Origin of the sequence: Microbacterium candidum (assembly GCF_030315975.1) — a bacterium.
GTDB classification, from domain to species: Bacteria; Actinomycetota; Actinomycetes; order Actinomycetales; family Microbacteriaceae; genus Microbacterium; species Microbacterium candidum.
On sequence record NZ_JASXSZ010000004.1, the window covers coordinates 148,875 to 175,354 of the forward strand.

A 26,480-nucleotide genomic window follows, 5' to 3' on the forward strand; every position below is an offset into this window, starting at 1 on the left:
CTTCGTGTCGTCTGCCGGGACTCCCCGAAGTCACGCCTACCGGATAGTGTGCAGATCATGAAGCTTGAGCTCCGTGGAATCACGAAGCGTTTCGGGTCCTTCACGGCGAACGATCACATCGATGTGACCGTCGAGCCGGGAGAGATCCACGCCCTCCTGGGCGAGAACGGCGCCGGCAAATCCACCCTCATGAACGTCCTCTACGGCCTCTACCAGCCGGAAGATGGTGAGATCGTCCTCGACGGGGTCCCGCATCACTTCCGCGGCCCGGGCGATGCGATGGCCGCCGGCATCGGCATGGTGCATCAGCACTTCATGCTCGTCCCGGTGTTCACCGTCGCCGAGAACGTCATGCTCGGCCATGAGCAGACGAAGGCACTCGGCTCCCTCGACCTCGCAGCCGCCCGCAAGCACGTGCGGGCGGTGGCCGACCGCTTCGGGTTCGAAGTCGATCCCGACGCGGTCGTCGGCGACCTGCCGGTGGGCGTGCAGCAGCGCGTGGAGATCATCAAGGCGCTCTCGCGCGACGCGAAGATCCTCGTGTTCGACGAGCCGACCGCTGTGCTGACGCCGCAGGAGACCGACGAGCTGATGATGATCATGCGGCAGCTGCGCGATGAGGGCACGTCGATCGTGTTCATCACGCACAAGCTGCGCGAGGTCCGCGAGGTCGCCGACCGCATCACCGTCATCCGCCTCGGCAAGGTGGTCGGCGAAGCCGACCCGAAGGCGTCCAACACGGAGCTGGCGTCGATGATGGTCGGCCGCGCGGTCGAGCTGACCGTCCACAAGGACCCGCCCACGGTCAAGCCCTCGGGCGGACTGGAGGTGCGCGATCTGCGCGTCATCTCGCCGAACGGCACCGTGCTCGTCGACAGCATCTCGTTCGACGTGCGCCCCGGCGAGGTGGTCGCCGTCGCCGGCGTGCAGGGCAACGGCCAGACCGAGCTCACCGAGGCCATCATGGGCCTGCACTCGGGGGTCAGCGGCACCGTCACGCTCGACGGCACCGAACTCGTCGGGCGCAGCGTCCGCGGCGTGCTCGACGCGGGCGTCGGGTTCGTGCCCGAGGATCGCAACGAGGACGGGCTCGTCGGCGCGTTCTCCGTGGCCGAGAACCTTGTGCTCGACCGCTCCAGCGACCCCGCGTTCAGCTCCGCCGGCACGATCAATCGCACGGTGCTCGCCGACTTCGCGAAGGCGCGCATCGCCGAGTTCGACATCCGCACCCAGGGGCCGCAGACCCCGGCGGGCTCGCTGTCCGGCGGCAACCAGCAGAAGGTCGTGATCGCGCGCGAGCTCAACCGCGATCTGAAGCTGCTGCTGGCGTCCCAGCCGACGCGCGGCGTCGACGTCGGCTCCATCGAATTCATCCACAAGCGGATCATCGCGACGCGCGACGCCGGCATCCCCGTGCTCGTCGTCTCGACCGAGCTCGATGAGGTCGCGGCTCTCGCCGACCGCATCGCGGTGATGTACCGGGGCGGCATCGTGGGCATCGTGCCCGGCGGCACCCCACGTGACGTACTCGGCCTCATGATGGCCGGCGAGCAGCCCGAGGAGACGGCAGCATGAACGACGACGCCGCCCCTCCGCAGTCGGTCCCCGACGGCACGACCGGCCAGGAGACCACGGGACAGCTGCCCCCGGCATCCGGCCCGCTGACCGGCACCGCCACGATCGCGGACACCCCGTCCGGCACGGTCGAGACGGTCCCGCCGCCTCCGCGCCAGAACCTCATCATCCGCGACATCATGCGCGGCAGCGTCGTCACCACGATCCTCGCGATCGTGCTCGCGATGCTCGTCGGCGGCATCCTGATCGCGATCACCGACCCCGGTGTCCAGAAGGCCGCCGGCTACTTCTTCGCCCGGCCCGGAGACACGTTCGTCGCGATCTGGAACTCGGTGTCGGGGGCCTACATCGCGCTGTTCCAGGGCTCGATCATCAACTTCCAGGCGGCGTCGTTCCAGCAGGCGATCCTCCCGCTCACGAGCACGCTCGGATTCGCCGCGCCGCTGACGGCGGCTGGTCTCGGCGTCGCGCTCGCGTTCCGCGTTGGCCTGTTCAACATCGGCGCCCAGGGCCAGATGCTCATCGCGTGCGCGGCGTCCGCGCTGCTGACGTTCAACCTGGGCCTGCCGATGTTCCTGCAGCTGCCCATCACGCTGATCGTCGGCATCATCGGCGGTGCGCTGTGGGGCGGCATCGTGGGTCTGCTGAAGGCGCGAACGGGTGCGCACGAGGTGATCCTCACGATCATGCTCAACTACATCGCGTTCTACCTGGTCTCGTGGATGGTGCGCACCCCGCACGTCCTGCAGAAGCCCGGGACGAACCAGCCGATCTCGTCGCCGACGCCGACGAACGGCGTGTTCCCTGCCCTGTTCGGCGCTCAGTATCCGCAGCTCACCTGGGCGTTCCCGGTCGTGCTGCTGGCCACCCTCGTCGTGTGGTGGCTGATCGAGCGCTCCAGCCTCGGCTTCCGGATGCGCGCGGTCGGCGAGAACCCGAACGCCGCACGGGCCGCGGGCATCAGCGTCCCCCGCATGTTCGTCTACGCCATGCTGTTCGCGGGAGGGCTCGCGGGTCTTGCCGGCATGATCCAGATCCAGAGCACCATCACCACCGGGTTCGACGGCGGCATCCACGCGGGCATCGGCTTCGACGCCATCACGGTCGCGCTCCTCGGCCGCAGCCGCGCCTGGGGCACGCTGTTCGCCGGGCTCCTGTTCGGCGCGCTCAAGGCCGGATCGTTCACGATGCAGGCGCTGCAGGGAATCCCGGTCGACATCGTGCTCGTCGTGCAGTCGCTGATCGTGCTGTTCATCGCCGCGCCGCCGCTCATCCGGGCGATCTTCTTCCTGCCGAAATCCGATGAGGAGAAGACCGCGAAAGCGGTGCGCAAGTCCACCAAGAAGGCGGCTCGCAAGGAGGTGGCGGCATGACCGTCGCAGAGGCGCAGACCGCCGAGGACGGCACGATCCATCTCGCCGTCGTCAAGGTCCGCAAGTTCAAGGCGCCGATCACGCTGCTCGTGATCATCGCCCTGCTCGGCATCCTGTTCCTGGCACGGCCGGCGGTCGGCGAGACCGTCTACCGGCTCGCGGAGCCGGGCGCGGCGATCAAGCTCGACGTCTTCACGGTGCCGGCTCAGCCTGCGATCTGGATCTCATGGGTGCTCGCCGCGCTCCTCGGCATCTGGTCGCTGGTGCTCGCCGTCAACTACCGGCGGACGCCGCTGTGGCTGTCGATCGTGTACTCGCTGTTGGCGATGTTCGCCTTCCTGACCTGGTCCGGGGCGGGCTCACCCGCGGCCGTGCCGGTCATCGGGCTGCTGGGCGGCTCGCTGTCGCTGGCGGTTCCGCTCATCTTCGGTGCGCTCGGCGGGGTGATCGGCGAGCGCGGCGGCGTCGTGAACGTCGCGATCGAGGGTCAGTTCCTCCTGGGCGCGTTCACCGGCGCGATCCTCGGCAGCGTCACCAAGAACCCGTATGTGGGGCTCGTCGGCGCCATGATCGGCGGCGTGCTCGTCGCCTCGGTGCTCGCCGTGTTCGCGATCAAGTACATCGTCGAGCAGGTCATCGTCGGCGTCGTCCTCAACGTCCTCGTATCGGGCCTCACGGGCTTCCTCTACACGGCCGTGCTCGCCAACGACGCAGGGACGCTGAACTCCCCGGCGACGTTCAAGCCGTTCGCGATCCCGCTCCTGTCGGAGATCCCGGTCATCGGGCCGGTGCTGTTCAAGCAGACGTTCCTCGTGTACCTCATGTACGTCGTGGTCGCCGTCGTCACGTGGGGGCTCTACCGCACGCGCTGGGGCCTGCGCCTGCGCGCCGTCGGCGAGCACCCGCAGGCGGCCGACACGGTCGGCATCAAGGTGAACCCGACGCGGTTCTGGAACGTGCTGCTGGCCGGCGCCATCGCGGGCATCGGCGGCGCGTACTTCACGCTCGTGTCCGTGCCGAACTTCACCAAGGACATGACCGCCGGACTCGGCTTCATCGCCCTGGCCGCCGTCATCTTCGGCGGCTGGGATCCGATCCGGGCGACGCTCGCGGCGCTCCTGTTCGGCTTCGCGCAGAACCTGCAGAACCTGCTCAACGTGCTGGGGACCCCCATCCCGAGCGAGTTCATGCTGATGCTGCCGTATATCGTGACGATCCTCGCCGTGGTCGGGTTCGCCGGCCAGATCCGCGCACCTGCGGCGGACGGCAAGCCATACATCAAGGGATGACTGTGACCGACATCGACTGGGACGAGCTCCGCGCCGCGGCGACCGAGGCCATGAACCACGCGTACGCACCGTACTCGCGGTACAAGGTCGGAGCGGCTGCGCTCGTGACCGACGGGCGCATCGTGACCGGGTGCAATGTCGAGAACGCGTCGTACGGCGTGGGCCTGTGCGCGGAGTGCGGGCTCGTGAGCGAGCTGCAGCGCTCGGGCGGCGGCGGTCTCGTTGCGTTCGTGTGCGTCAACGGACACGGCGACACGATCATGCCGTGCGGCCGCTGCCGTCAGCTGCTGAACGAGTTCGCGATGCCCGGGATGCTGCTGGAGACCGTGTCCGGCATCCGCACGATCGACGAGGTGCTGCCCGACGCGTTCGGACCGCGCGACCTCGAGGAGGCCGGCCGATGAGCGTGGAGCCGTTCGACGCGGTCGACGTCATCCGTGCGAAGCGCGACGGCGGTGCGGTGCCCGAGGACGCCCTGCGCTGGATAGTCGACGCATTCACGCGTGGCTACGTGACCGACCCGCAGATGGCCGCCTTCGCGATGGCGGTGTTCCTGCGCGGCATGACGCGCGACGAGATCCGCGTCCTGACGGACGCGATGATCGCGTCGGGAGAGCGGATGAGCTTCGCCGACCTCGGCAAGCCGACGGCGGACAAGCACTCCACCGGCGGCGTCGGCGACAAGATCACGCTGCCCCTCGCGCCCCTCGTCGCGTGCTTCGGCGTCGCCGTGCCGCAGCTGAGCGGCCGCGGTCTCGGGCACACCGGCGGCACCCTCGACAAGCTCGAGTCGATCCCGGGATGGCGGGCATCCCTCACCAACGAGGAGATGTTCGCGCAGCTGCGCGACCTCGGCCCGGTCATCTGCGCCGCCGGCACCGGCCTCGCGCCCGCCGACAAGAAGCTGTACGCGCTCCGCGACGTCACGGGCACCGTCGAGGCGATCCCGCTCATCGCGTCCAGCATCATGTCGAAGAAGATCGCCGAGGGCACGAGCGCGCTCGTGCTGGACGTGAAGTTCGGCTCCGGTGCGTTCATGCAGGACATCGACCGCGCCCGGGAGCTCGCCCGCACGATGGTCGAGCTGGGCACCGACTCGGGGGTGGCGACCACCGCGCTCCTCACCGACATGAACACGCCCCTCGGCCTCACGATCGGCAACGCGAACGAGGTGCGCGAGTCTGTCGAGGTGCTGGCCGGCGGCGGACCCGCGGACGTCGTGGAGCTGACGGTCGCGCTCGCGCGCGAGATGCTCGCGCTCGCAGGTCAGCCGGACGCCGACGTCGAGTCGGCGCTGCGGGACGGGCGGGCGATGGATGCGTGGCGCACGATGATCCGCGCACAGGACGGCGACCCGGATGCGGCGCTGCCCGTCGCGCGCGAGACCCACGTCGTGACCGCGCCTGCGTCGGGCGTCGTGACCCGGATGGAGGCGCTTCCGTTCGGCATCGCCGCCTGGCGCCTGGGTGCCGGCCGTGCCCGCGCTCAGGATCCCGTCGTGCACGCCGCGGGCATCGATCTTCATGTCAAGCCTGGCGACACCGTCGTCGCAGGACAGCCCGTGTTCACCTTGCTCGCCGATGATGGAGCGCGCTTCGATCGCGCCCTCGAGGCGCTGGAGGACGCATGGGAGGTGGGGCCGGAGGCATCCTTCGTCGTCCCCGGCTCCCTCGTCCGCGAACGCATCACAGCCTGACGTCCTGTCCTGAGGTACACCCGGAGGAACCATGCCCATCGATCAGAACGCCGACGCCCTCGTCGACGGGGTCTCGCTGCGAAGCCTGCCGAAGGTCTCGCTGCACGACCACCTCGACGGCGCGCTGCGCCCGCAGACGATCATCGAGCTCGCCGACGAGGCGGGCGTCGAGGTGCCCGAGTCCGACGCCGCCGCCCTCGGCGACTGGTTCGCCGACAAGAGCGACTCTGGATCGCTCGTCGAGTACCTGAAGACGTTCGATCTCACCACGGCCGTCATGCAGACGCCGGAGGCGCTGACGCGCGTCGCCCGTGAATTCGTCGAAGACCTCGCCGCCGACGGCGTGATCTACGGCGAGGTGCGCTGGGCGCCCGAGCAGCACCTGAACGGCGGGCTCAGTCTCGAAGCCGCCGTCGAAGCCGTGCAGCAGGGCATCGAGGAGGGGGAGGACGCCGCGGAGTCCCGCGGGCACGACATCCGGGTCGGGCAGCTCATCTCCGCCATGCGTCACACCGACCGGTCGCTGGAGATCGCCGAGCTCGCAGTCGCGTTCCGCGGGCGCGGCGCGGTCGGGTTCGACATCGCGGGCCCGGAGGACGGATTCCCGCCCTCGCGCCACCGCCCGGCGTTCGAGTACCTGGCATCCCAGTTCTTCCCCGTGACGATCCACGCGGGTGAGGCCGCCGGACTCGACTCCATCCGTTCGGCCCTCATCGACGGGCGCGCGCTGCGTCTCGGCCACGGCGTCCGCATCGCGGAGGACCTCGAGGTCGTCTCGCGCGCCGGCGAAGAGGTGCTCGTGCAGTTCGGCGACCTCGCACGCTGGGTGCGCGACCGGGAGATCCCGCTCGAGCTCTCGCCGTCGTCGAACCTGCAGACCGGCGCGATCGAGCGCTGGGGCACCGAGATGGGCGACCACCCGTTCGACCTGCTGTACCAGCTGGGTTTCGCTGTCACGGTGAACGTCGACAACCGCACGATGAGCCGCACGTCGCTCACGCGCGAGCTCGCACTTCTGGTGGAGACGTTCGACTACGACCTCGACGACCTCGAGGTCTTCCAGCTGAATGCCGCCGCAGGTTCGTTCCTCCCCGTCGAGGAGCGTGAGGAGCTCATCGACCTCATCACCGACGGCTTCGACTCGTAGTTGTTCTTGGTCCGCCGTGCAGAACTCCACGGATCCGGCGTAGTCGAGGCCACTCGACTACTTCCTCGGCTTCCCACCGCGTGATTCGGTGGAGTTCTGCGCCGGCGCGCGGCGAGCTCGGAGGGAAGCGACGGACCTCAGGCGAACAGGGCGAGGATGCCGCGCACCAGCACGACTGTCGCTCCCGCCCACGCGAGCACGAGCATCGCGATGCGGGCGATCCGCGGGGACACGTTCCGCACCAGGACCGTGCCGATCGCGATGCCCGCGATCGTGGCGATGACGAGCAGCCCCACATCGTTCGTCGGGGCGGTCGGCAGCCCGCGCAGCGCGACCGCCACGAGGTCGTACGCGACGAAGATCACCTGCGCGCTGGCGGCGAAGCTGCGCTGCGGCCACCGGTCGCCCACAGCGTAGGCGGCCAGCGGCGGTCCGGACAGCCCGCTCGCGACGTTCATGAAGCCGCCCGCGGCCCCCGCGACGACGGCTCCGGTCCGCCCGGTCAGGGATGCGGACAGCGCGCGGATGCGTCCGGCGACGAGCGCGAAGTAGGCCATCGCGGCGATCAGGAGGAACAGCGCCGCGTCAGGGAGCAGCTTCACGACGAGGGCTCCGAGCGGCGCCGCGAGGATGCCGGGCCAGATGAGCCACCACGCGCGCCGCCAGTCGACGTGCCGCCACACGAGCGGGATGGCGGTGAGCGAGGCGACGAGGGCGAGGAGGACCGCGATCGTCACGCCCTCGACCGGCCCGTACAAGAGCACGATCGGCCCGACGAGCACCAGCACGAAGCCGAGCCCCGTGATGCGCTGGATCACCGCGGCGACGAAGGCGGCGATTCCGGCGAGGACGAGGGTCACCAGGCGATCGTAGTCACTTCCGAGGGCGCATTCGATTCGGACGAGCGCACCCTCGCGGGAAGTCACGGCGCGGGTGGAGGCCGGTGCAGGCGTCAGCCGTGCGCGAGGCGCTCCGCGAGTCCGCGGCGGACGGCCGGCCACTCGCCCGCGATGATCGAGAACACGACGGTGTCGCGGATGATGCCGTCCGGTCCGATCCGGTGGTTGCGCAGCACGCCGTCCTGCTTGGCACCGAGCCGTGCGATCGCCTCGCGGGACTGGCGGTTGTGGAAGTGCGTCATGAACTCCACGGCGATCGCGTCGCACGCCTCGAACGCGTGGGTGAGCATCAGGAGCTTGGCCGCGGTGTTCACCTCGGTGCGGTGCGCGGCGGGACCGAGCCACGTGTAGCCGATCTCGACGTGCCGGTTCGGCTGGTCGATGTTGCAGTAGGTCGACTCGCCGACCACCTCGCCCGTCTTCAGCCGCCGGATGGCGAACGGGTTCATGTGTCCCGCATCCCGCCAGGCGAGGCGCTTCGCGATGTCGTCGCCGACGCGGTCCGGAGTCGGCACCGACGTGTACCACGCGTGCTCGAGCCCGACGCAGGCGCGCTCCAGGTCGGCTCGGTGGCTGTCGTCGAGCGGCTCGAGGCGGACGAAGGCGTTCTCGAGGATGACGGGCGTCGCGAAGTCCACCGCACCAGCCTAGAACCAGGTCACATCGAAGACTGGCGCTCCACGACGGCAGCGCGGACCTGGTCGAAGAGCGGGTGTGCGGCGTCGAGACCCGTGACGGTGCGGGTGAAGGCGTCGCCATTCAGCTCTCGCAGCAGTCGCTGCAGCTCGACCGCCTGTTCGTCGTCAGAGTCCTCGAAGGCGAGCGCCGCACCCATGGCCGCGACGAGGGCGTCGACGGGGAGCCCGCGCTCCGCCGCGACGGAGGCGGGCCCGACGAACCGCTCGTGTCGGGAGAGCTTCCGGAGAGGCTGACGCCCGACCCGCTCGACCGTATCGGGGAGAGCGCGGTTCCTGAAGCGACGCAGGATCGTGGCCCGGTAGTCGGCGAGCTCGGCCGGCGGGAGCCCGTGCACGGACTCGAGCACGGCCGATGTCTCGACGAGGGCCGCCTCGACCTTCGCCGCGATCTCGGGGTCGGAGATCGCCTCGGCGATCGTGGCCCGGCCTGCCTGCGCGCCGAAATACGCCGTCGCGGCGTGCCCGGTGTTGACGGTGAAGAGCTTCCGCTCGATGTACGGCGCGAGGTCCGGGACGAAATGCGCGCCGGGGATGTGCGGCGGCGCATCGCCGAACGGCGGACGCTCGATCGCCCACTCGAAGAACGCCTCGACCGTGACGTCGACACCGCCCTCGGCCGGCTGCGCCGGCACGATGCGATCGACCGCCGTGTTCGCGAACACGGCTCTCGTCGCCAACTCCACCCACTCGTCGCCGGCGACGGCGGCCATCTCCTCGCGCAGCAGGTCGGTGGCGTTGATCGCGTTCTCGCACGCCATGATCTGGAGAGGAGGACGGGATGCGTCGCGGCGACGCAGACCCTCGACCAGCAGCGGAGCGACGAACCGCAGGATCGTCGGCCCCACCGCCGTCGTCGCGACGTCCGCCGTGGCGACCTCGTCGGCGACGGCATCCGGATCGACCGCGCTGTTGAGCGCTCGGAAGCCGGTGACGACCGTGTCGCCACCGCCGTCGCCCACCGCGTGGACGGTGTACGAGGCGGCGGCTCCCAGCGCGTCGACGAGGGGTGCGGCGACATCCGAGAACACCACCTCGTACCCGCCCTCGTGCAGGAGGACCCCGACGAACCCGCGGCCGATGTTCCCCGCGCCGAACTGGACGGCCTTCATGTCTCGTTCACACTCGCCAGCAGCGCGAACAGGTCGTCCGCGGTCCCGGCCTGCTTCAGGCGAGCGACGTCGTCGTCGTCCGAGAACAGGATGGCGATGCGGGAGAGGATGTCGAGGTGCTCGTCGCCCTTGCCCGCGATGCCGACGACGAACCTGACCGGCTCGCCTCCCCAGTCGATCCCGCCGTCGTAGCGGACGAGCGACAGGGCGGAGGCGAGGATCTCATCCTTCGCCTCGTTCGTGCCGTGCGGGATCGCCAGTTCGTTTCCCATGTAGGTGGACACGGTGCGCTCGCGGTCCTGCATGGCGTCGTAGTACGCGGCGGTGACGGCGCCGGCATCCATGAGGATGCCGGCCGCCTCTCGCATCGCCTCGTCCTGCGTCGCCGTCCCCGTGTGGATGCGCACCCGATCGCGGGTCAGAACGTCGTCGGACATGTGCTTTCCTTCCTAGTCGCCCTCATGGGCGTGCTGCCGGCGGACGAGGTCGACGACCTCGTCGTAGCGCGGCGAGTTCATGAAGTTGTCGACCGAGACGTGGATCGCGCCGGGGACCTTGTCCCGCGCCCGGTCGGTGAGCTGGTTCTGCGTGATGACCAGGTCCTCCGAGCCGTCGAGGTTGGCGATCGCCTTGTTCGTGACGGTGACGCCTTCGACGCCGGCCTTCTTGACCTTGTTGCGCAGGACGCTGGCGCCCATCGCCGACGAGCCCATTCCGGCGTCGCACGCGAAGACGATGCTGTCCACCGTCTTGTCCGTGACGACCGTGCCCGCGGCGATCGCGTCCGCGGCCTCTGCGCCGACCGTGCTCAGCTGCTCGCCCTCGGCTGTCGCGTTGGCGGTGGCGCGCTCGCGGAGCCCGGACAGCGCCGCGGACTGCTTGCCCTTGTTCGCCTCGGTCTGTGCGATCGCGGCGGACAGATCTCCGGCGCCCGCGACCGCGAGATCGCGCTTGCGGGAGCGCAGCAGGAACAGCGACGACAGGAGGAACGACACCGTGGCCGCCAGGACCACCGACAGCAGCACCACGGAGAGGTTTCCGACTCCGGCGGGCGCGGCCGCGATGATGACGGCGATGATCGATCCCGGCGCTGCGGGGAACCGCAGACCGCCGCCGAGGATCGCGTTCGTCGCGACTCCGGTCATGCCGCCGGCGATCACCGACAGGAACAGCATCGGCTTCATCAGCACGTACGGGAAGTAGATCTCGTGGATGCCGCCGAGGAACTGGATGATGATCGCGCCCGGGGCCGAGGCTTTCGCCGCCCCGACGCCGAAGAACGTGAACGCCAGCAGCACGCCGACGCCGGGGCCGGGGTTCGCCTCGATGAGGAACAGGATCGACTTGCCGGCGTGCGCGGCCTGCTGGATCCCGAGCGGCGTGAACACGCCATGGTTGATCGCGTTGTTCAGGAACAGGATCTTCGCCGGCTCCACGATGATCGACAGCAGCGGCAGGAGTCCGAGCGTCACGAGCCACTGCACGGCAGCGCCGAGTCCCTCCGCCACGTAGGTGAAGACCGGTCCGAAGGCGAAGAAGCCCGCGATCGCGAGCAGCATGCCCAGGATGCCGGCGGAGAAGTTGTTCACCAGCATCTCGAAGCCGGGCCTGATCTTGCCGTCCCAGATGCGGTCCATCTGCTTCGTGATCCACGCGGCCAGGGGCCCCATGACCATCGCGCCGAGGAACATCGGGATCGTCGTGCCCACGATGACGCCCATCGTGGCGATCGTCGCCACGACGCCGCCGCGCTCCCCATAGACCATGCGGCCACCGGTGTTCGCGATCAGCAGGGGCAGGAGACACGTGATCATCGAGCCGACGAGGCCCACGTACTGCGGGAAGGTCGACTTGCCATCGGCGCTCAGCGCGAGCGTGGTCATGGCATGACCCCAACCGACCTCGTTCGCGTTGCCGAAGCCGCCCAGCATGTCGGCGACCGGGTGCCACCATCCGAGCCATCCGACGGCGATGAACAGGCTGGTGATGAGGCCCCACGCGATGAAGGCCGCGATGTTCGGCATGATCATGCCGGACAGGAACGTGCCGAACCGCTGGACTGCGACCTGCGCGCGCTTGGCGCCGCCGGTCTGTGTGGAGGCGGGGGCGGGGGGTGACGTCGTCGTCATGGGAATTGCCTCTCTGTTGGTCGCGGCCATCTCGGCAGCGTGGGGTCCTGGCCCCTATCGGGTCGCGGCCGACTCGGCCGCGTGTCGGGCGGATGCCGCGTCCTCGGCGGTGAGGGCGGCCTCGGCGGCGCGTCGGGCGTCGTCGAGCGTGGTGGCGGCGAGGGACGCTCGCACGTCGGCGAGCGCCGTCGGCGCCATGGACAGGCTCGTGGCGCCGAGGCCCACGAGCACGACGGCGAGCAGCGGATCCGCCGCCGCCTCGCCGCAGATGCCGACCGGCTTGCCGGTGCGGCGACCGGCATCCCCGACCTCGCGCACGAGGCGCAGGACGGCGGGATGCCAGGGGTCCTGGAACGCCGCCACCGAGCCGAGCAGGCGGTCGGCGGCGAGCGTGTACTGTGTGAGGTCGTTGGTGCCGATGGAGGCGAAGTCGGCGTGCGCGAGGATGCGGTCTGCGAGGAGGGCGGAGGACGGCACTTCGACCATGACCCCCGCGGTCCGGATGCCGTACTCCCGGGCGATCGAGACGAAGTACTCGGTCTCGGAGACCGTCGAGACCATCGGGGCCATGACCCACAGGTCTGCTCCTCCGCCGGCGGCGCGGGTCGCCGCATCCGCCTCTGCGAGGGCAGTGAGCTGCTCGCGCAGGATGTCTTCGCTGGCGCGCAGTGCGCGCAGGCCCCGAAGCCCGAGCGCAGGGTTCTCCTCGTGCGCATCGTTGAGGAACGCGAGAGGCTTGTCGGCGCCGGCATCCAGCACGCGCACGACCACCTTCTTCCCGGGGAACGCTCCGAGCAGCTTCTCGTACGCGGCGCGCTGCTGTGTGATCGTCGGCGCGGTCTGCTGCCCGAGGAAGAGGAACTCGGTACGGAACAGGCCGACGCCTTCGGCGCCCAGAGCCACCGCCTGTGCCGCGTCGGGGGAGCCGAGGTTCGCAAGCAAGGGGATCGGGGTGCCGTCGGCCAGGGCGCCGAGGGTGAGCGGGGCGGATGCCGCGTCCTCGCGCTCGTCCGCGCGTCGCCGGGCGGCGGCCAGCTCGTCGGCGGTCGGGTCGGTCGTGATGGTGCCGGCAGCGGCGTCGACGATGACGGTCTCACCGTCGCGGAGCTCTCCCGCGGTCGTCGCACCCACCACGGCGACGATCGCCTTCTCCCGTGCGAGGATCGCCGTGTGGGACGTCGGTCCGCCCTGCAGCGTCACGAGGGCGAGCACCTTCTCGAGATCGAGAAGAGCCGTGTCGGCCGGTGCGAGATCGTCTGCGACGAGGACGAACGGATGCCCCGGATCGGGAACGCCGGGAGCTGCGACGCCCCGGAGCCGCGCGATGATGCGCTGCGCCACGTCGTCGAGGTCGGCGGCGCGCTCGCCGAGATATCCGCCGAGAGCCGCAAGCTGATCGCGGAACGAAGCGAAGGCGTCGAAGACCGCCCACTCCGCGGTGGCGCCTGCCGCGAGCCGCGCGTCGACCTCTTCTGCGAGCGCGGGGTCCTCGGCCATCATCGCCTGGGCCTCCAGCACGTCGCGTGCCGTGCCGCCGGCGCGCTCGCCGCGCGCCTCGAGATCGCGGGCGACCGCATCCATCGCCTCTCGTGCCCGCGACGTCTCCTCGGCGAGCGTGAGTGCTGTGGCGTCTTCCGCAGGCGGCGCGAGCGGCGGCATCATCCGGGCGACCGGCCCTTGGGCGACGCCCTGGCCGATGCCGACCCCGCGCAACTGCGTCATCGTGTCACTCCGCATCGTGGTCGGTCGTGAGCAGCTCGCTCAGCGTGTCGAGCACAGCCTCGGCGTCGTCGCCGTCGGCGGTGATCGTGACGTAGTCGCCCTGTTCGGCGCCGAGCGAGATGACCCCGAGGATGCTCGCGGCGTTCACCGGCGCGTTCGCGCCCTTGGCGATCGAGACCGGGATGCCCGCGTCCTTCGCGGCCTGCGCGAAGAGCTTCGCCGGGCGGGCGTGCAGCCCGTGGGACGAGCCGATGCGCACCGTGCGCGCGATCTCAGACATGGTTGTCCTCTCCGTTGAGTGCCTGTTCGACGAGCGCGAGCGTGCGCGTGCCGTCGAGGTCCGTGAAGATGTCGTCGGGCAGCAGCACGGCTCGTGCGCCGCGCGTCGCCGCGCCCGTGCGGATGTCGTCCATCCGGGCGGCGAGGTGGGGGCCGACCAGGACGATGTCGAGGTCTCCGTCGTTCGCGGCCAGCGTGTGCTCGCTTCCCGCGTGCGCGTCGCACGCGATCCCGCTCCGCTCCGCCGCCGAGCGCACACGCTGAGCGACGAACGTGCTGGAGGCGCCGGCACCGCACACCACGAGGATCCTCATCGACCTGCCTTTCCTTCCTCCATGGTGGGTGCGCAGGGCACTCTGGCGGCAGGCAGAGAACCTTCCGCCCCTGCGGAAGGGACGCTGACCACAGGCGCCCGTCGGCACCTGTGCGCGTGGTTGACTTGCCCGCAGAGACTCACCGCGGAGGACGATGTGACGAGAGCGCGACAGGATCGCCTGCTCGGCCTGCTCATGCACGAGGACGACTGGGCGACGGCCGCGGTCCTCGCCGATGCGCTCGGCGTCACGCCCCGCAGCATCCGGTCGTACGTCACGGCGCTGAACACGCGCGATGCGGGCGGACTCGTCGTCGAATCAGGACCGCTCGGGTACCGTGCCGGGCCCGCCGCGACGAGGGCGGGGCGTGCGTCCGTCGAGCGCGGGACGCCCCGCGACCGCCTCCACCGGCTGGTGCGCGGGATGCTCGATTCCCCCGACGGCGTCGACGTGTACGAGATCGCGGACGAGCTGCACGTCTCGAGCGCGACCGTGGACGCCGACCTGATGCGTGTGCGGGGCCTCCTCGGCGGAATCGACCTCGCTCTTGAGCGCTCCGCGTCGCGCGCGCGCCTGCGTGGAGACGAGCTCGCCCGGCGACGACTGCTGTCACGGCTCGCGCACGATGAGATGGATGCGGCGGCATTCGACCTGGACAACGTGCAGCGATCGGTGGGCAGGACGCTGCCGCCGGAGTCGTCCGCCCGCCTGAAGGGGCACCTGGTCGCGGGCCTCGGCGAACTCGGCTACTTCGTCAACGAGTTCGGCATCGTCGATGTCGTCACGCACATCGTGATCGCGGCCGACCGCAACGCGCGAGGTCATCCGCTCCGGATATCGGAGGAGGGGCCGCGCGAGGCGGAGGACATCGCCGCGCTCATCGGGAGCGTCGTCGCTGCCGATCTCGGCGTCGAGCTCGGGACCGGCGACCGGAGGCACCTGGCGATGATCGTGCTGACGCGCGTCGTCGCACCCGGATCGGAGGCGAGGGTCGCGACCGTGCGCTCGCAGCTCGACCCTGCGGTGCTCGACGCGGTGGGCGAGGTCGTCGAGCGCGCCGCATCCGAATTCCTCGTCGACATCGCCCACGACGACTTCATCCTGCGGCTGGCGCTGCACGTGCAGAACCTCGTCCTGCGCGCCCGCGCCGGCGCCCTCTCGCGCAACCCGCTCACCCGCGAACTGAAGGCGTCGCATCCCATGGTCTTCGAGGTGGCGGTCTTCATCGCCAGCGGACTGCGGGATCTGCTCGGGGCTCCCATCGTCGACGACGAGATCGGCTACATCGCCATGCATGTCGGCGGCCGCATCGAACGCAACCGGCAGTCCGAGCGGCTGCTCACCGCGACGATCGTCTGCCCCGGCTACCAGGAGCTCCACGAGCTGCTGCGCTCGAGCATCGACCGCTCGCTCGGACAGGCGATCGAGGTCGTGTGGGTGGAGACCCGCGTCGACCCAGACTGGACGGCGATCGACACCGACCTCGTGCTCACCACCATCGAGCCGCCGGCCCCCTCCGACCGGTTCGTGCGGATCCAGCCCTTCCTGACCGACGCGGACGTCTCACGGGTGCAGACGGCGGCGGGCCGCATCCGCCGTTCGCGTCGGCTCGCGAGGCGACGCACCGATCTGGAGCACTACCTCTCCGCGGACGCCTTCGTGCGCGACCTCGACGGCACAGGCGGGGAAGACGGCGTCATCCGTCGGCTGGGCGCGCTGCTCCTCGCGCAGGGGGTCATCGACGACGACTACGTCGAGCGCACGATCGAACGCGAACGACTGAGCTCCACGGCGTTCACCGACGCGCTCGCGGTTCCGCATGCGCTCGCGATGACGGCGAGGCGCACCTCGATCGCCGTCGGCATCGCCGACCCGTCGATCCCGTGGGGCGACGGGCGGGTCAACGTCGTCGCCCTCGTCGCGTTCTCCGAGACCGACCGGGAGGCGTTCCAGACGGTCTTCGAGCAGTTCGTCGAGGTGTTCTCCGAGCGCGAGAGCGTGCAGCGGATCATCCGTCGCGCCGTCGACTTCCCCTCGTTCCTGGAGGAGCTCGTCGCCGTCATCGACGGTTGACACCTGCGTTCCGTCTCGCTCAACGGTCGTTGAGCGAGTGACGGTCGTTGAGCGAGCGAAGCGAGACGAAACGCAGAAACGAAACGCAGGGGCCAGGTCTGTCCCCGGATGGCTCGGGAACCGTCGGCTCAGCGGAGCTCGTCGAGCAGCGCCGCGACGTCCGCGCGCAGCGTCGCGAGGCGCTCGCGGGCGTCCTCGGCGGTGTCGCCGCGGACATCGAGGTACGCCTTGAGCTTCGGCTCGGTGCCCGAGGGACGCACGACGACGCGCGATCCTCCCGCGAGGAAGAGCCGCACGACGTCCCCCGGAGGGAGGTCGCCCGAGCCTTCGGCGAGGTCGTCGAACTGCTCGACCTCGATGTCTCCGACCGACGAGGGGCGCCGCTCGCGCAGGCCCGCCATGATGCGGCCGATGATCGACAGGTCGTCGACCCGCAGCGAGATCTGGTCGCTCGCGAAGTGACCGAACGTGTCCCCGAACTCCGCGAGGAGGTCGGCCACCGTGCGGCCTTCGCCGCGCGCTGCCGTCACCATGCCGAGGAAGGCGATCGCGGCGGAGACGCCGTCCTTGTCGCGCACGGTGTCGGGGTTGACGAGATACCCGAGCGCCTCCTCGAACCCGAAGCGGATGCCGGGAGCGCGCGAGATCCACTTGAAGCCGGTGAGCGTCGCGTGGAAGTCGAGTCCGTAGTGCCGGGCGACGGCTTCGAGGCCGGGAGAGGACACGAGCGAGCACGCGAGCGAGCCGCCGTCTGCAAGGCGCGCCCCGCGCCATCCGAGGAGGAGTCCCACCTCGTTGCCGGTGAGCCGGCGCCAGCCGCCCTCGACGGACGCATCGGGGATCGCCACCGCGAGCCGGTCGGCATCCGGGTCGTTCGCGATGATGAGCTCCGCGCCGGATTCCCGCGCCGTCTCGTAAGCGAGGTCGAGCGCTCCCGGCTCCTCCGGGTTCGGGAACGCCACTGTCGGGAAGGTGCCGTCAGGCTCGATCTGCGCGGTCACCGTCACGGGCGCCGGGTATCCGGCGCGGTCCACGATCGCCCGGAACGTCTCCCACCCGACACCGTGCATCGCCGTGTAGACCCAGCGGAGGCCGGCGGCTCCGGCCGGAGCCGGGGCGACGGATGCCGTGGCCGCGATGTACGCGTCGACGACCTCCTCCGCTGCGGTCGAGTATCCGACGGAGCGGGGGAGTGCATCCACGGTCGTCGTGGCCGCGATGCGCTCGATGTGCGCCGCGATCTCCGCGTCCGCGGGCGGAACGATCTGTGAACCCTCATCCGCGCCGCCGAGGTACACCTTGTAGCCGTTGTCGTTCGGCGGATTGTGGCTCGCGGTCACCATGACGCCGGCCGCGGCATCCAGCTCGCGCACCGCGAAGGCGAGGACGGGAGTCGGCAGCAGGCGCGGCATGAGAATGGCGCGCAGGCCCGCGCCGGCGAAGATCTCCGCCGAGTCGACCGCGAAGACGTGGGAGTTGCGGCGACCGTCGTAGCCGATGACGACGGTCGGCTCCGCGCCGTGTTCCAGCAGATACGCCGCGAGGCCCGCCGCCGCCTGCGCGACAAGCACACGGTTCATGCGCGCGGACCCGGCGCCGAGCTCGCCGCGCAGTCCCGCCGTGCCGAACTCGAGCCGGCCGTCGAAGCGGCGCGCGAGGTCGGCCGCGGCATCCTCATCGCCGGTCTCGGCGCGCAGGAGGAGCTCTTCGAGCTCGAGGCGGGTCTCCGCGTCCGGATCCTGCGCGAGCCACGCCTGCGCCCGCGCGAGCAGGCCCTCGTCGGCGCTCACAGCTGGCCGATCACCTGCGCGAGAAGCGCCGAGATCACGGGCTCGGCCGTCTGGCCCGCCTCGATGACCTCCTGGTGGCTGAGGGGGGTCGTCTGGATGCCGGCCGCCATATTGGTGATGAGCGAGAAGCCGAGGATCTCCATACCGGCCTGGCGGGCGGCGATCGCCTCGAGCGCCGTCGACATGCCGACGATGTGCCCGCCGATGGTCTTCGCCATCTGGACCTCGGCCGGCGTCTCGTACTGCGGGCCGCGGAACTGGCAGTACACGCCCTCGTCGAGCGTCGGGTCGATGCGACGCGCGAGGTCGCGCAGGCGCATCGAGTAGAGGTCGGTCAGGTCGATGAACGTCGCGCCCTCGAGCGGCGAGTCGCCGGTGAGGTTGATGTGGTCGCTGATGAGGACCGGGCGGCCCGGTGTCCACGTGTGCTTGATGCCCCCGGCGCCGTTCGTGAGCACCATCGTCCTGGCACCGGTCGCGGCGGCCGTGCGGACGCTGTGCACGACGCGGCGGACGCCGTGGCCCTCGTAGTAGTGGGTGCGGGCGCCGATGACGAGGACGTGCTTGCCGCGCGGCGTGCGCACGCTGCGAAGGTTTCCGACGTGTCCCTCGAGTGCGGGCTTGCCGAAGCCGGTGACCTCGGTGGCCGGGATCGTCGCGACGGTCTCGCCGACGAGCTCCGCAGCCTTGCCCCATCCGCTGCCGAGCGTCAGCGCGATGTCGTGGTGGGCGACGCCCGTGAGGCGGGCGATGTCGTCCGCGGCGATCCGGGCGACCTCGAACGGGTCGACCGCCGGGTCGTCGAGCGGGTTGTCGGTGTGATGTGACATGGATCCACTCTAGGGAGCGCCCGCGCGCGACGCGAGAGCGCCCGTGTGCGGGAGACGCGCGCCACAGGGAAGAATGGATGCCATGCCCCTGAGCTTCGAGAGCACCCAGTCCGTCGCCGTCCTCGGCGGCGGGCCCGGCGGTTACGAGGCGGCCCTGGCCGCCGCCCAGCTCGGCGCGGAGGTGACGCTCGTGGAGCGGGCCGGCGTCGGCGGCGCGGCGGTGCTCACCGACGTGGTGCCGTCGAAGTCCCTCATCGCGACGGCCGACGCGGCGGTCGCCATCGCGGAGGCCGCCGACCTCGGCGTGCAGTTCTACGTGAAGGGCGCCGAGAACAAGCCTCTGAAGCCCCAGGTCGCGATCAATCTGGCCGCCGTCAACAAGCGCCTGCTGACGCTCGCGCGCCAGCAGTCCGATGATTGGCGCAGTTCCCTCCTCGAGGCGGGGGTCCGCATCATCACGGGTCACGGCCGGCTCGAGGGCAACCGCGCGGTCGTCGTCTCGACGGGCCCCGGCGGCACCGACTTCGATCGCGTCGAGGCCGACACCCTCGTCGTCTCGGTGGGCGCCGCGCCGCGCCAGCTCGCCTCCGCGCAGCCCGACGGCGAACGCATCCTCACCTGGACGCAGCTGTACGACATGCCGGCCCTCCCCGAGCACCTGATCGTCGTCGGATCAGGCGTCACCGGCGCCGAGTTCGCCGGCGCCTACATGAATCTCGGCGCGAGGGTGACCCTCGTCTCCAGCCGCGACCGCGTCCTGCCGGGAGAGGACGAGGATGCGGCGGCGGTCCTGGAGAAGGTCTTCACGCGCGGCGGGATGCAGGTGCTCTCGAAGTCCCGCGCCGACCGGGTCGAGCGCACCGCCGACGGCGTGCTCGTGACCCTGAGCGACGGACGCACCGTCGAGGGCAGCCACTGCCTCATGGCGGTCGGCTCGATCCCGAACACGAAGGGCATCGGGCTCGAGGATGCGGGCGTCCAGCTCGCCGACTCCGGCCACATCCAGGTCAACCGCGTCGCACGCACCTCGGTGCCGAACATCTACGCGGCGGGCGACTGCACGACGTTCATGCCGCTCGCATCCGTCGCCTCGATGCAGGGCCGCACCGCGGTCTATCACGCGCTCGGCGACACCGTCATCCCGCTCGAGCGCCGCCGCATCGCTGCCAACATCTTCACCGCGCCCGAGATCGCCACGATCGGCTGGCAGGAGAAGGACATCGCCGACGGGCTCATCGACGGCGTCGCGCACAAGCTGCCGCTCGCCGCGAACGCCCGCGCGAAGATGATGGGCATCAAGGACGGCTTCGTCAAGATCATCGCGCACAAGGGGAGCGGCACCGTGATCGGCGGCGTGATCGTCGGGCCGCGCGCCTCCGAGCTCATCTACCCGGTCGCGATCGCGGTCGAACGCCGTCTCACGGTCGACCAGGTCTCACGCGTGTTCACGGTCTTCCCGTCGCTGTCGGGCAGTATCACGGATGCCGTGCGCGCGATGCACCTCGTGGAGCAGGTCCGCGAGGACGACTGAGCTCAGGCGCGGTGGGTGACCGCGCCGTTGAGCATGGTGAGCAGGGGCTCCGCCTGCGCGAGCTCCTCGGGGGAGACGGTCAGCGGGTCGCGGTCGATCACCACGAGATCGGCGGCCGCGCCCGGCGCGAGCACACCGGCCTCCGCGCCCACCGACCGGTGCGCGTGCGTCGTGTAGCCCTCGAGCGCCTGGAGCGCGGTGAGCGCCTGTCCTGCGGCGACCGGAGCCACGTCGGGACGATCCGCGGGGCGGCGCAGCTGCGCATCCGCCATGATCTCCCACGGGTCGAAGCCGACGACCGGCCAGTCGGACCCGAGCGCAAGGGTGGCGCCCGCGGCACGCACGTCGGCGGTGCGCCACGCCCGTCCGGCGCGCTGTGCGCCGAGACGGCGCGACCAGTCGTCCGAGCCGTCTGCGCGGACGTAGTGGGTGCAGTGCGTCGGCTGCATGCTCGCCGCGACCCCGCCCGCGCCGAGGAGTTCGATGACCTCGCCGTCGACCGACTCGATGTGCTCGATGCGGTGCTGCGGCCCCGGCTGGGGGAGGGCGGCGAGGGTCTGTGCGACGAACCGGATGCCGTGCTCGCCGATCGCGTGCGTCGCGGTCGGGATGCCGCGCTCGTGGAACAGCGCGACGCGACCCGCGTAGGCGTCGTGGTCGCTCCAGAACGACGTCGTGCTCTTGCCGAGCGCGTCCGGAGCGTCGAGCCACGCCGTGCCGCCCTCGACGGTGCCGTCGATGAAGAGCTTCACTCCCTCGACGGACCAGCGTCGCCCCGACCTCTCCTGGAGGGTGAGGATGCGCTCCACGTCCGCGTCGTCCGACGTCGGCTCGCACCACGGCGACAGGCGCAGGCGCACCGGCAGCTCGCCGTCCGCCTCGATCGCCTCGAGGAGCTCGAGCGCGTCGTCGGCCTGCAGGTCCATCACATGGGTGGCCGTGATGCCCCGCGCGGCCATGCGGCCGAGGAGATCGCGCAGCTGTTCCACGCGGTCGGCGAACGTGCGCGAGGGGAGAACCGCCTCGACGAGGTCCATGACGGTGAACTCCAGCACATGGCCGGACGGGCGGCCGGTGCCGTCGTCGACGACGGACGATCCGTCGTCGTTCACGAGGGGGGCGTCGATCCCCGCGCGGGCGAGCGCGGCCGCAGACGCGACGGCGGAGTGCGCGTCGAACATCTTGACGTAGGCCGGACGGTCGACTCCGAGGACCTCGTGGAGGAATCCGTTGCCGATCGGCTCGCCCTCGAACGCGTTCGGGTCGAGACCCCAGCCGAGGAACCACTCGGAGTCCGCCTGCTCGTCGCGGCCGCGCTCCAGCGCCGCACGGAGCTCCGCCGGCGTCGTGATGCCGGTGAACGACGTGCCTCGCACCATGTCGAGGCTGAGGATCGGGTGGGTGTGCGCATCCACGAGGCCGGGGATGACCGTCGCGCCCGGGAATTCGAGGATGCGGGTCTCCGGCCCCGCGAGCCGCGCGACCTCCTCGCGCCCGCCGACCGCGAGCACGCGGCCGTCCGAGACGGCGAGGGCGTCGGCATCCTCTCCCGTCATCGTGTGGATGCGGGCGGCCAGGACGATCGATTCCGCGTAGAGGTCGGTCATGTCACTCCGAGAGGTCGAGGGTCGGCGTCGGACGGCGGAAGAAGCGCGTCACGATCAGCAGGATGATGACGCCGACGGCAAGCCACGACAGCCCGATGGCGAACGTCACCGGGGCGAGGCTCGTCCACAGCCACACCGTGAGCGCGAAGCCGACGAGCGGCAGGACGAGGTTCGTCAGCCACGCCGCGCCGCTGCGCTCCTTGCGGTCGAACCAGTAGTGCTTCATGACCGACAGGTTCACGAACGAGAACGCGATGAGGGCGCCGAAGCTGATCATGTTCGACAGCGTCAGGAGGTCGAAGACGATCGCCAGCAGCGACACCACCGACACGATGAGGATCGCGACGACCGGGGTGCCGAACCGCTTGTTCAGGTGGCCGAAGACGGCTCGGGGAAGCACGCCGTCACGGCCCATCGCGAACAGGATGCGGGCCACCGACGCCTGAGAGGTCAGCGCAGAGCCGAGACCGCCGGCGATGAAGCCCGCGATGAAGAGGACGGAGAGCCACTGGCCGCCGACAGCGGCGACGACCTCGACGCTTGCGGTGTCGGCGGAATGGAAGGTGTTCGACGGGAACGCGATCTGCGCCACGAACGAGATGAGGATGAAGATCAGGCCCGCCGCGATCGTCACGATCATGATGGCGCGCGGCACCGAGCGCTTCGCATCCTTCGCCTCTTCGGACAGGGTCGAGACCGAGTCGAATCCGAGGAACGACAGGCAGAGGATGGCTGCTCCCTGGAACAGCGAGCCGAAGCCCTGCACCGAGCCGTCGCCGCGGAACGGCAGGAGCGGGTCGACGCCGTGGCCCGTGGCCGTCGCGATGCCCATCGCGACGAAGATCACGATGAAGACCGTCTGCATCAGGATGATGACGAAGTTGGCGCGGGCGACGGAGATGATGCCGATGATGTTCAGCACTGTGACGACGAGGATCGCGAGGACGATCCAGATCCAGTTCGCGACGGCGGGGAACGCGTTGTTGAGGTACAGCCCGAGGATCAGGTAGTTGATCATCGGGAGGAACAGGTAGTCGAGCAGCAGCGCCCAGCCTGCGAGGAAGCCGACAGCCCCGCCGAAGCTCTGCTGCGTGTAGATGTACGCCGATCCGGAGTACGGGTAGGCGACCGACATCCGCGCGTACGACCGCGCGGTGAAGATCATCGCGACGAGCGTGATGATGTACGAGTCGACCAGGCGCCCGCCGGTCAGCTGCGTCACGATGCCGTACGTCGTGAAGACGGTGAGCGGCACCATGTAGACGAGTCCGAAGAGCACGAGGGACGGCACGCCGAGGACGCGCTTGAAGCGGCCCTCCGTCACGCGTGCGGTGGCCTCGGTCGGGCTGACCAGAGGATCGGGGGCTGCATTCGCTGACACGGGAACTCCTGTTGTTCGGGGATGCGTCTTCGCATCGCGCGACGGCGTCGTCGGGGAGGGGGCACAGCGCTCTCGGGAGGCGCGGCTGCCGTTCGGTATGCCGTCTATTGTGCAATATCGTTACAGCACATGCAAGCAGAGCTTTTCGGATCGCCTGCGGCGGCGATCAGACCCGGGCCAGCGGCCCGGCCGTCGACTGCCTGCGCCGGAGGGTGAGCGGCACCTCGTCGCTCACGAACCGCGGTGCCTCGCCGGCGGAGTCCGCATCGAGCACCTCCACGAGCGCCCGGACGCAGCGTCGACCGAATTCGCGCGGGTGCAGGTCGATCGCCGTGATCGACGGCTGGGTGAACTCGAGCAGGTCCGAGTCGACCGCGGCGGCCACGAGGAGATCGGTTCCGACGCGCCGGCCGAGCCGCTCCGCGCTCGTGACGACGCTCAGGACGGTGCCGTCGGTGGTCGTGACGACCGCGTCCACCGTCTCGTCTCCGGCGAGGAGGCCCTCGACGCTCCGATGGATGTCCTCCGGCGCGACGGGATGCGGCGTGGTCGCCATGCGCGGCGGCACGCCGTGCGCCTCGCACCACTCCTCGAACGCCCGCCGCACCGTCTGCGCCCACTCCATGCCGACGTCGGGCGTCAGCAGGGCCGGGCTCCGGCTGCCGCGCTCGGCGAGATGGTCCATCAGGTCGGCGACGGCGTGTGCGTGATCGCTCCAGACCTCGCCGCGCGGGGTCGGGAGTCCGGGCGGAACGGGCTCCCCGGTGATGACCGGGAGCCTGCCCGCGAGGATCGCACGGGCGGATTCGTCGTCGGCGACCGGGTCGAGCAGGATGACGCCGTCGGCGTGCAGCCGATCGAGCTGAGAGTGCGGCGCATCCGCCGTCAGCATCGAGACGATGAGCCCCGCGCGGTCGGCCTCCTCGACGACTCCGAAGGTCGCCTCCATGTAGTACGACATCGTGGTCGTCGCCTGCGGCAGGGCGAGTGCGATCATGCCCGTGCGCGCTCCGCGCAGGCTCCGCGCGAGCGTGTTGGGCTGATAGCCGATCTCGCGAGCGACCTCGTGGACGCGGCGGCGCGTCTCCTCCGACACCCGCCCGCGGCCGGTGATCGCGAACGACACCGTCGATCGGGAGATCCCGAGCCGCTCGGCGATGTCCTGGAGGGTCGCCGCCCGGTCGGTACGCATGATGCGAACCTACCGCGCCGCCGCCGGCCCGGGCGTCGTCAGCTGATGGTGAGGAGCTGGTGCCCGGCCGAGACGGTGGTGCCGGGGTCGGCGTTGATCGCGCCGACGACGCCGTCCTTGTGGGCCTGGATGGGCTGCTCCATCTTCATCGCCTCGAGCACCACGACGAGGTCGCCCTTGACGACCTCCTGGCCCTCGGAGACGGCCACCTTCACGATCGTCGCCTGCATCGGGGCCTTCACGGCGTCGCCGGACGCGCCCGCGACGACCGTGTGCGCGTGCGAGCGGCGCGACGGCGGGACTGCCGCGGGACGGCCGCCGGTCGCGGCGACGGGCGCCATGATCCGGTCGGGGAGGCTCACCTCGAGGCGCTTGCCGGAGACCTCGACGACGACGGTGTGACGCGTCTCGGTGGCGTGCGGGCCGTCGAGCTCGCCGTCCCATGCCGGGATGTCGTTGACGAACTCGGTCTCGATCCAGCGCGTGTACACGCCGAAGTGCCCGTCCTCCGCAGTGAACGCGGGGTCGCGCACCACCTTGCGGTGGAACGGCAGGACCGTGGGCAGACCGCCGACCTCGAACTCGTCGAGCGCCCGGCGCGAGCGCTCCAGCGCCTCCGCGCGGTCGCGGCCCGTGATGATGATCTTGCCGAGCAGCGAGTCGAATGCGCCGCCGACGACGTCGCCTGCGGTGACGCCGGAGTCGAGGCGCACGCCGGGTCCGCCGAAGGTCTTGAAGACCTTCACCGGGCCGGGCTGGGGGAGGAATCCGCGGCCCGGGTCCTCGCCGTTGATACGGAACTCGATCGAGTGGCCCTGCGGCTCCGGGTCGGCGTAGTCGAGGACGCCGCCCTCGGCGAGACGGAACTGCTCGCGCACGAGGTCGATGCCGGTGACCTCCTCGGACACGGGATGCTCGACCTGGAGGCGCGTGTTCACCTCGAGGAAGGAGATGGTGCCGTCGGCGCCGATGAGGAACTCGCACGTGCCCGCGCCGACGTAGCCGACCTCGCGGAGGATCGCCTTCGAGGCGTCGTACAGCGTCTTGTTCTGCTCGGCCGAGAGGAACGGCGCGGGCGCCTCCTCGACGAGCTTCTGGTGGCGGCGCTGCAGCGAGCAGTCGCGCGTCGAGATGACGACGACGTTGCCCTCGGCGTCCGCAAGGCACTGCGTCTCGACGTGACGCGGCTTGTCGAGGTACTTCTCGACGAAGCACTCGCCGCGGCCGAAGGCTGTGATCGCCTCGCGGGTCGCGGACTCGAAGAGCTCCGGGACCTCTTCGATCGTGCGGGCGACCTTGAGGCCGCGCCCGCCGCCGCCATAGGCGGCCTTGATCGCGATGGGGAGTCCGACCTGCTCGGCGAAGGCGACGACCTCGTCGGCGCCGTCGACCGGACCGGGGGTGCCGGGTGCGAGGGGGGCGCCGACCTTCTCGGCGACGTGGCGCGCGGTGACCTTGTCGCCGAGCGCCTCGATGGCCTCGGGCGACGGGCCGATCCAGACGAGCCCCGCCGCGATGACTGCGCGTGCGAAGTCGGCGTTCTCGGCGAGGAACCCGTATCCGGGGTGCACGGCGTCGGCGCCGGACCGACGGGCGATGCCGAGGATCTTCTCGATCGACAGGTAGGTCTCGGCGCTCGTGGCGCCCTCGAGCGCAAAGGCCTCGTCGGCGAGGCGGGCGTGCATCGCGTCGCGGTCCTGGTCGGCGTAGACGGCGACCGAGACCTTCCCCGAGTCGCGGGCTGCGCGGATGACACGGACGGCGATCTCGCCGCGGTTGGCAACGAGAACCTTGGCGATCTGAGGCATGGATGTCAGCCTACCGACGCGGGTGGGGCCGGTTTTGA

At 70.4% G+C, this 26,480-nt stretch carries 22 protein-coding genes; 8 read left to right on the forward strand and 14 right to left on the reverse strand.

Going from position 1 to position 26,480, the window contains the following annotated elements:
- Window positions 1-57 precede the first annotated feature (57 nt).
- Genes QSV35_RS13045 through QSV35_RS13070 form a run of 6 tightly spaced genes read left to right on the forward strand, consistent with a single transcriptional unit; the run spans window position 58 to window position 7,080 of the window.
- Window positions 58-1,575: an ABC transporter ATP-binding protein gene (locus tag QSV35_RS13045; RefSeq protein ID WP_286289218.1), complete on the forward strand. Its 1,518-nt coding sequence runs from the start codon at window positions 58-60 to the stop codon at window positions 1,573-1,575.
- Entirely contained in the window at window positions 1,572-2,948 is a 1,377-nt protein-coding gene (locus tag QSV35_RS13050; protein ID WP_286289219.1) for an ABC transporter permease, read from the forward strand. Before QSV35_RS13045 ends, QSV35_RS13050 begins: the two co-directional genes overlap by 4 nt.
- Window positions 2,945-4,237: an ABC transporter permease gene (locus QSV35_RS13055; protein ID WP_286289220.1), complete on the forward strand. Its 1,293-nt coding sequence runs from the start codon at window positions 2,945-2,947 to the stop codon at window positions 4,235-4,237. The genes QSV35_RS13050 and QSV35_RS13055 overlap by 4 nt, the downstream gene beginning before the upstream one ends.
- A gap of 2 nt (window positions 4,238-4,239) precedes the next feature.
- Window positions 4,240-4,641, forward strand: coding sequence for a cytidine deaminase (locus tag QSV35_RS13060; RefSeq protein WP_286289221.1), 402 nt, complete (start codon window positions 4,240-4,242; stop codon window positions 4,639-4,641).
- Window positions 4,638-5,933 (forward strand): thymidine phosphorylase, encoded by a 1,296-nt coding sequence (locus tag QSV35_RS13065; protein ID WP_286289222.1) that lies wholly within the window; start codon window positions 4,638-4,640, stop codon window positions 5,931-5,933. Before QSV35_RS13060 ends, QSV35_RS13065 begins: the two co-directional genes overlap by 4 nt.
- A gap of 31 nt (window positions 5,934-5,964) precedes the next feature.
- Entirely contained in the window at window positions 5,965-7,080 is a 1,116-nt protein-coding gene (locus tag QSV35_RS13070; RefSeq protein WP_286289223.1) for an adenosine deaminase, read from the forward strand.
- Between the two features lie 137 nt (window positions 7,081-7,217).
- Here the strand turns inward: QSV35_RS13070 and QSV35_RS13075 are convergent, their stop codons facing one another.
- The 8 genes from QSV35_RS13075 to QSV35_RS13110 all read right to left on the reverse strand — a co-directional run bounded on the left by QSV35_RS13075 (window position 7,218) and on the right by QSV35_RS13110 (window position 14,230).
- Window positions 7,218-7,940 carry a sulfite exporter TauE/SafE family protein gene (locus tag QSV35_RS13075; protein WP_286289224.1) on the reverse strand — a complete coding sequence of 241 codons (723 nt, stop codon included), beginning with the start codon at window positions 7,938-7,940 and terminating at the stop codon, window positions 7,218-7,220.
- A gap of 92 nt (window positions 7,941-8,032) precedes the next feature.
- Window positions 8,033-8,617 (reverse strand): GNAT family N-acetyltransferase, encoded by a 585-nt coding sequence (locus QSV35_RS13080; protein ID WP_286289225.1) that lies wholly within the window; start codon window positions 8,615-8,617, stop codon window positions 8,033-8,035.
- 20 nt (window positions 8,618-8,637) lie between these two features.
- Window positions 8,638-9,786 (reverse strand): mannitol-1-phosphate 5-dehydrogenase, encoded by a 1,149-nt coding sequence (locus QSV35_RS13085; RefSeq protein ID WP_286289226.1) that lies wholly within the window; start codon window positions 9,784-9,786, stop codon window positions 8,638-8,640.
- A complete protein-coding gene (locus tag QSV35_RS13090) occupies window positions 9,783-10,223 on the reverse strand; it encodes a PTS mannitol transporter subunit IIA (protein WP_286289227.1) in 441 nt (146 codons plus the stop codon). Before QSV35_RS13090 ends, QSV35_RS13085 begins: the two co-directional genes overlap by 4 nt.
- A gap of 12 nt (window positions 10,224-10,235) precedes the next feature.
- Complete coding sequence (locus QSV35_RS13095; RefSeq protein ID WP_286289228.1) at window positions 10,236-11,915, reverse strand: PTS mannitol transporter subunit IIBC; 1,680 nt, start codon at window positions 11,913-11,915, stop codon at window positions 10,236-10,238.
- Between the two features lie 54 nt (window positions 11,916-11,969).
- Window positions 11,970-13,637 carry a phosphoenolpyruvate--protein phosphotransferase gene (ptsP, locus tag QSV35_RS13100; protein ID WP_286289229.1) on the reverse strand — a complete coding sequence of 556 codons (1,668 nt, stop codon included), beginning with the start codon at window positions 13,635-13,637 and terminating at the stop codon, window positions 11,970-11,972.
- 4 nt (window positions 13,638-13,641) lie between these two features.
- Window positions 13,642-13,917 (reverse strand): HPr family phosphocarrier protein, encoded by a 276-nt coding sequence (locus QSV35_RS13105; RefSeq protein WP_286289230.1) that lies wholly within the window; start codon window positions 13,915-13,917, stop codon window positions 13,642-13,644.
- On the reverse strand, window positions 13,910-14,230 hold the full coding sequence (locus QSV35_RS13110) for a PTS sugar transporter subunit IIB (RefSeq protein ID WP_286289231.1): 321 nt from the start codon (window positions 14,228-14,230) through the stop codon (window positions 13,910-13,912). Before QSV35_RS13110 ends, QSV35_RS13105 begins: the two co-directional genes overlap by 8 nt.
- A gap of 156 nt (window positions 14,231-14,386) precedes the next feature.
- On the opposite strand from QSV35_RS13110, the gene QSV35_RS13115 reads away from it, so the two are divergent.
- Window positions 14,387-16,303 (forward strand): BglG family transcription antiterminator, encoded by a 1,917-nt coding sequence (locus QSV35_RS13115; RefSeq protein ID WP_286289232.1) that lies wholly within the window; start codon window positions 14,387-14,389, stop codon window positions 16,301-16,303.
- A 128-nt stretch (window positions 16,304-16,431) separates the two neighbouring features.
- Here QSV35_RS13115 and QSV35_RS13120 read toward each other — a convergent pair whose 3' ends face one another.
- On the reverse strand, window positions 16,432-18,093 hold the full coding sequence (locus QSV35_RS13120; RefSeq protein ID WP_286289233.1) for a phospho-sugar mutase: 1,662 nt from the start codon (window positions 18,091-18,093) through the stop codon (window positions 16,432-16,434).
- A complete protein-coding gene (locus tag QSV35_RS13125) occupies window positions 18,090-18,923 on the reverse strand; it encodes a purine-nucleoside phosphorylase (RefSeq protein ID WP_286289234.1) in 834 nt (277 codons plus the stop codon). Before QSV35_RS13125 ends, QSV35_RS13120 begins: the two co-directional genes overlap by 4 nt.
- An 82-nt stretch (window positions 18,924-19,005) precedes the next feature.
- Between QSV35_RS13125 and QSV35_RS13130 the strand changes: the two genes are divergently transcribed.
- Window positions 19,006-20,454 carry an NAD(P)H-quinone dehydrogenase gene (locus QSV35_RS13130; RefSeq protein WP_419956840.1) on the forward strand — a complete coding sequence of 483 codons (1,449 nt, stop codon included), beginning with the start codon at window positions 19,006-19,008 and terminating at the stop codon, window positions 20,452-20,454.
- 2 nt (window positions 20,455-20,456) lie between these two features.
- Here QSV35_RS13130 and QSV35_RS13135 read toward each other — a convergent pair whose 3' ends face one another.
- The 4 genes from QSV35_RS13135 to QSV35_RS13150 form a co-directional block, all read right to left on the reverse strand.
- Window positions 20,457-22,061, reverse strand: a complete 1,605-nt coding sequence (locus QSV35_RS13135; protein WP_286289236.1) for an amidohydrolase — start codon at window positions 22,059-22,061, stop codon at window positions 20,457-20,459.
- A 1-nt stretch (window position 22,062) separates the two neighbouring features.
- Window positions 22,063-23,442: an APC family permease gene (locus tag QSV35_RS13140; protein ID WP_353618978.1), complete on the reverse strand. Its 1,380-nt coding sequence runs from the start codon at window positions 23,440-23,442 to the stop codon at window positions 22,063-22,065.
- Window positions 23,443-23,608: 166 nt separating this feature from the next.
- Window positions 23,609-24,634 carry a LacI family DNA-binding transcriptional regulator gene (locus tag QSV35_RS13145; RefSeq protein WP_286289237.1) on the reverse strand — a complete coding sequence of 342 codons (1,026 nt, stop codon included), beginning with the start codon at window positions 24,632-24,634 and terminating at the stop codon, window positions 23,609-23,611.
- 38 nt (window positions 24,635-24,672) lie between these two features.
- The gene (locus QSV35_RS13150; protein ID WP_286289238.1) at window positions 24,673-26,442 is read right to left on the reverse strand and encodes an acetyl/propionyl/methylcrotonyl-CoA carboxylase subunit alpha; all 1,770 of its coding nucleotides are present in this window, start codon (window positions 26,440-26,442) and stop codon (window positions 24,673-24,675) included.
- Between the last annotated feature and the right edge of the window lie 38 nt (window positions 26,443-26,480).